This window comes from Streptococcus sp. 3109 (assembly GCF_013276905.1).
In the GTDB taxonomy this organism is placed as follows: Bacteria; Bacillota; Bacilli; order Lactobacillales; family Streptococcaceae; genus Streptococcus.
The window spans coordinates 1-5,093 of the sequence record NZ_VMLY01000031.1; the positions used below are offsets into that span (position 1 = coordinate 1).

1 tRNA gene and 3 rRNA genes are annotated in these 5,093 nt (G+C 49.7%); all 4 read right to left on the bottom strand.

Annotated elements, in window-relative coordinates:
* Position 1: 1 nt before the first annotated feature.
* Positions 2 to 117, bottom strand: a 5S ribosomal RNA gene (gene rrf, locus HT698_RS10035).
* Between the two features lie 76 nt (positions 118 to 193).
* Positions 194 to 3,094, bottom strand: a 23S ribosomal RNA gene (locus HT698_RS10040).
* Positions 3,095 to 3,218: 124 nt separating this feature from the next.
* A tRNA-Ala gene (locus HT698_RS10045) sits at positions 3,219 to 3,291 on the bottom strand.
* Positions 3,292 to 3,342: 51 nt separating this feature from the next.
* A 16S ribosomal RNA gene (locus HT698_RS10050) occupies positions 3,343 to 4,888 on the bottom strand.
* Together the 16S, 23S and 5S rRNA genes with 1 tRNA gene alongside form the textbook arrangement of a ribosomal RNA operon.
* Positions 4,889 to 5,093 lie beyond the last annotated feature (205 nt).

The following is a 5,093-nucleotide window of genomic DNA, read 5'->3' on the forward strand; positions in this document are numbered from 1 at the left end:
AGCTAAGCGACTTCCATATCTCACAGGGGGCAACCCCCAACTACTTCCGGCGTTCTAGGGCTTAACTTCTGTGTTCGGCATGGGTACAGGTGTATCTCCTAGGCTATCGTCACTTAACTCTGAGTAATACCTACTCAAAATTGAATATCTATTCAAACCAAGAAAACCATTCGCTTTCGTATTCTCAGTTACTTTGGATAAGTCCTCGAGCTATTAGTATTAGTCCGCTACATGTGTCGCCACACTTCCACTTCTAACCTATCTACCTGATCATCTCTCAGGGCTCTTACTGATATAAAATCATGGGAAATCTCATCTTGAGGTGGGTTTCACACTTAGATGCTTTCAGCGTTTATCCCTTCCCTACATAGCTACCCAGCGATGCCTTTGGCAAGACAACTGGTACACCAGCGGTAAGTCCACTCTGGTCCTCTCGTACTAGGAGCAGATCCTCTCAAATTTCCTACGCCCGCGACGGATAGGGACCGAACTGTCTCACGACGTTCTGAACCCAGCTCGCGTGCCGCTTTAATGGGCGAACAGCCCAACCCTTGGGACCGACTACAGCCCCAGGATGCGACGAGCCGACATCGAGGTGCCAAACCTCCCCGTCGATGTGAACTCTTGGGGGAGATAAGCCTGTTATCCCCAGGGTAGCTTTTATCCGTTGAGCGATGGCCCTTCCATACGGAACCACCGGATCACTAAGCCCGACTTTCGTCCCTGCTCGAGTTGTAGCTCTCGCAGTCAAGCTCCCTTATACCTTTACACTCTGCGAATGATTTCCAACCATTCTGAGGGAACCTTTGGGCGCCTCCGTTACCTTTTAGGAGGCGACCGCCCCAGTCAAACTGCCCGTCAGACACTGTCTCCGATAGGGATCACCTATCTGGGTTAGAGTGGCCATAACACAAGGGTAGTATCCCAACAACGTCTCCTTCGAAACTGGCGTCCCGATCTCATAGACTCCTACCTATCCTGTACATGTGGTACAGACACTCAATATCAAACTGCAGTAAAGCTCCATGGGGTCTTTCCGTCCTGTCGCGGGTAACCTGCATCTTCACAGGTACTAAAATTTCACCGAGTCTCTCGTTGAGACAGTGCCCAAATCATTACGCCTTTCGTGCGGGTCGGAACTTACCCGACAAGGAATTTCGCTACCTTAGGACCGTTATAGTTACGGCCGCCGTTTACTGGGGCTTCAATTCATACCTTCGCTTACGCTAAGCACTCCTCTTAACCTTCCAGCACCGGGCAGGCGTCACCCCCTATACATCATCTTACGATTTAGCAGAGAGCTGTGTTTTTGATAAACAGTTGCTTGGGCCTATTCACTGCGGCTGACTTAAAGTCAGCGCCCCTTCTCCCGAAGTTACGGGGTCATTTTGCCGAGTTCCTTAACGAGAGTTCTCTCGCTCACCTGAGGCTACTCGCCTCGACTACCTGTGTCGGTTTGCGGTACGGGTAGAGTATGTTTAAACGCTAGAAGCTTTTCTTGGCAGTGTGACGTCACTAACTTCGCTACTAAACTTCGCTCCCCATCACAGCTCAATGTTATAGAACTAAGCATTTAACTCAATTCACACCTCACTGCTTAGACAGACACTTCCAATCGTCTGCTTTAGTTAGCCTACTGCGTCCCTCCATCACTACATACTCTAGTACAGGAATATCAACCTGTTGTCCATCGGATACACCTTTCGGTCTCTCCTTAGGTCCCGACTAACCCAGGGCGGACGAGCCTTCCCCTGGAAACCTTAGTCTTACGGTGGACAGGATTCTCACCTGTCTTTCGCTACTCATACCGGCATTCTCACTTCTATGCGTTCCAGCACTCCTCACGGTATACCTTCATCACACATAGAACGCTCTCCTACCATACCTATAAAGGTATCCACAGCTTCGGTAAATTGTTTTAGCCCCGGTACATTTTCGGCGCAGGGTCACTCGACTAGTGAGCTATTACGCACTCTTTGAATGAATAGCTGCTTCTAAGCTAACATCCTAGTTGTCTGTGCAACCCCACATCCTTTTCCACTTAACAATTATTTTGGGACCTTAGCTGGTGGTCTGGGCTGTTTCCCTTTCGACTACGGATCTTAGCACTCGCAGTCTGACTGCCGACCATAATTCATTGGCATTCGGAGTTTATCTGAGATTGGTAATCCGGGATGGACCCCTCACCCAAACAGTGCTCTACCTCCAAGAATCTTTATGTCGACGCTAGCCCTAAAGCTATTTCGGAGAGAACCAGCTATCTCCAAGTTCGTTTGGAATTTCTCCGCTACCCACAAGTCATCCAAGCACTTTTCAACGTGCCCTGGTTCGGTCCTCCAGTGCGTCTTACCGCACCTTCAACCTGCTCATGGGTAGGTCACATGGTTTCGGGTCTACGTCATGATACTAAGGCGCCCTATTCAGACTCGGTTTCCCTACGGCTCCGTCTCTTCAACTTAACCTCGCATCATAACGTAACTCGCCGGTTCATTCTACAAAAGGCACGCTCTCACCCATTAACGGGCTCGAACTTGTTGTAGGCACACGGTTTCAGGTTCTATTTCACTCCCCTCCCGGGGTGCTTTTCACCTTTCCCTCACGGTACTGGTTCACTATCGGTCACTAGGGAGTATTTAGGGTTGGGAGATGGTCCTCCCAGATTCCGACGGGATTTCACGTGTCCCGCCGTACTCAGGATACTGCTAGGTACAAAGACTATTTTAAATACGAGGCTATTACTCTCTTTGGCTGATCTTCCCAAATCATTCTTCTATAATCTTTGAGTCCACATTGCAGTCCTACAACCCCGAAGAGTAAACTCTTCGGTTTGCCCTTCTGCCGTTTCGCTCGCCGCTACTAAGGCAATCGCTTTTGCTTTCTCTTCCTGCAGCTACTTAGATGTTTCAGTTCACTGCGTCTTCCTCCTCACATCCTTAACAGATGCGGGTAACAGGTAGTACCTGTTGGGTTCCCCCATTCGGAAATCCCTGGATCATCGCTTACTTACAGCTACCCAAGGCATATCGTCGTTTGTCACGTCCTTCTTCGGCTCCTAGTGCCAAGGCATCCACCGTGCGCCCTTATTAACTTAACCTTATTTTTTGACCTTTCAGTCATAAACTCTTATTAATACTACAGCGTTTTCGGTTTATTTTCTTGTTACTATTTGATATAGATATTCAATTTTCAATGTGCATTACTTGGTGATCTCTCACCAATGGAGCCTAGCGGGATCGAACCGCTGACCTCCTGCGTGCAAAGCAGGCGCTCTCCCAGCTGAGCTAAGGCCCCACAAGACCTCTCAAGACTAAACAAGACCAATGCGCAGTTCCTTATCCTTAGAAAGGAGGTGATCCAGCCGCACCTTCCGATACGGCTACCTTGTTACGACTTCACCCCAATCATCTATCCCACCTTAGGCGGCTGGCTCCTTACGGTTACCTCACCGACTTCGGGTGTTACAAACTCTCGTGGTGTGACGGGCGGTGTGTACAAGGCCCGGGAACGTATTCACCGCGGCGTGCTGATCCGCGATTACTAGCGATTCCGACTTCATGTAGGCGAGTTGCAGCCTACAATCCGAACTGAGACTGGCTTTAAGAGATTAGCTTGCCGTCACCGGCTTGCGACTCGTTGTACCAGCCATTGTAGCACGTGTGTAGCCCAGGTCATAAGGGGCATGATGATTTGACGTCATCCCCACCTTCCTCCGGTTTATTACCGGCAGTCTCGCTAGAGTGCCCAACTGAATGATGGCAACTAACAATAGGGGTTGCGCTCGTTGCGGGACTTAACCCAACATCTCACGACACGAGCTGACGACAACCATGCACCACCTGTCACCTCTGTCCCGAAGGAAAACTCTATCTCTAGAGCGGTCAGAGGGATGTCAAGACCTGGTAAGGTTCTTCGCGTTGCTTCGAATTAAACCACATGCTCCACCGCTTGTGCGGGCCCCCGTCAATTCCTTTGAGTTTCAACCTTGCGGTCGTACTCCCCAGGCGGAGTGCTTAATGCGTTAGCTACGGCACTAAACCCCGGAAAGGGTCTAACACCTAGCACTCATCGTTTACGGCGTGGACTACCAGGGTATCTAATCCTGTTTGCTCCCCACGCTTTCGAGCCTCAGCGTCAGTTACAAGCCAGAGAGCCGCTTTCGCCACCGGTGTTCCTCCATATATCTACGCATTTCACCGCTACACATGGAATTCCACTCTCCCCTCTTGCACTCAAGTTAAACAGTTTCCAAAGCGTACTATGGTTAAGCCACAGCCTTTAACTTCAGACTTATCTAACCGCCTGCGCTCGCTTTACGCCCAATAAATCCGGACAACGCTCGGGACCTACGTATTACCGCGGCTGCTGGCACGTAGTTAGCCGTCCCTTTCTGGTAAGATACCGTCACAGTGTGAACTTTCCACTCTCACACTCGTTCTTCTCTTACAACAGAGCTTTACGATCCGAAAACCTTCTTCACTCACGCGGCGTTGCTCGGTCAGACTTCCGTCCATTGCCGAAGATTCCCTACTGCTGCCTCCCGTAGGAGTCTGGGCCGTGTCTCAGTCCCAGTGTGGCCGATCACCCTCTCAGGTCGGCTATGTATCGTCGCCTTGGTGAGCCGTTACCCCACCAACTAGCTAATACAACGCAGGTCCATCTGGTAGTGATGCAATTGCACCTTTTAAGCAAATGTCATGCAACATCTACTCTTATGCGGTATTAGCTATCGTTTCCAATAGTTATCCCCCGCTACCAGGCAGGTTACCTACGCGTTACTCACCCGTTCGCAACTCATCCGGAGAAGCAAGCTCCTCCTTCAGCGTTCTACTTGCATGTATTAGGCACGCCGCCAGCGTTCGTCCTGAGCCAGGATCAAACTCTCATTAAAAGTTTGAGTTCTCACTCATTTCTGTCACTGACAGATTTATTGTTTTTTCATTGTTCAGTACTACAACCTTAGTTGTAGTGCCCTGCACATTGGTTCGTCTTGTTCAGTTTTCAAAGGTCTTTGTCACTCGCTTCCCTCAAGCGACAACTATATTAGTATATCACAGTCGCTTTCGCTTGTCAACACTTTTTTGAAACTTTTTTAA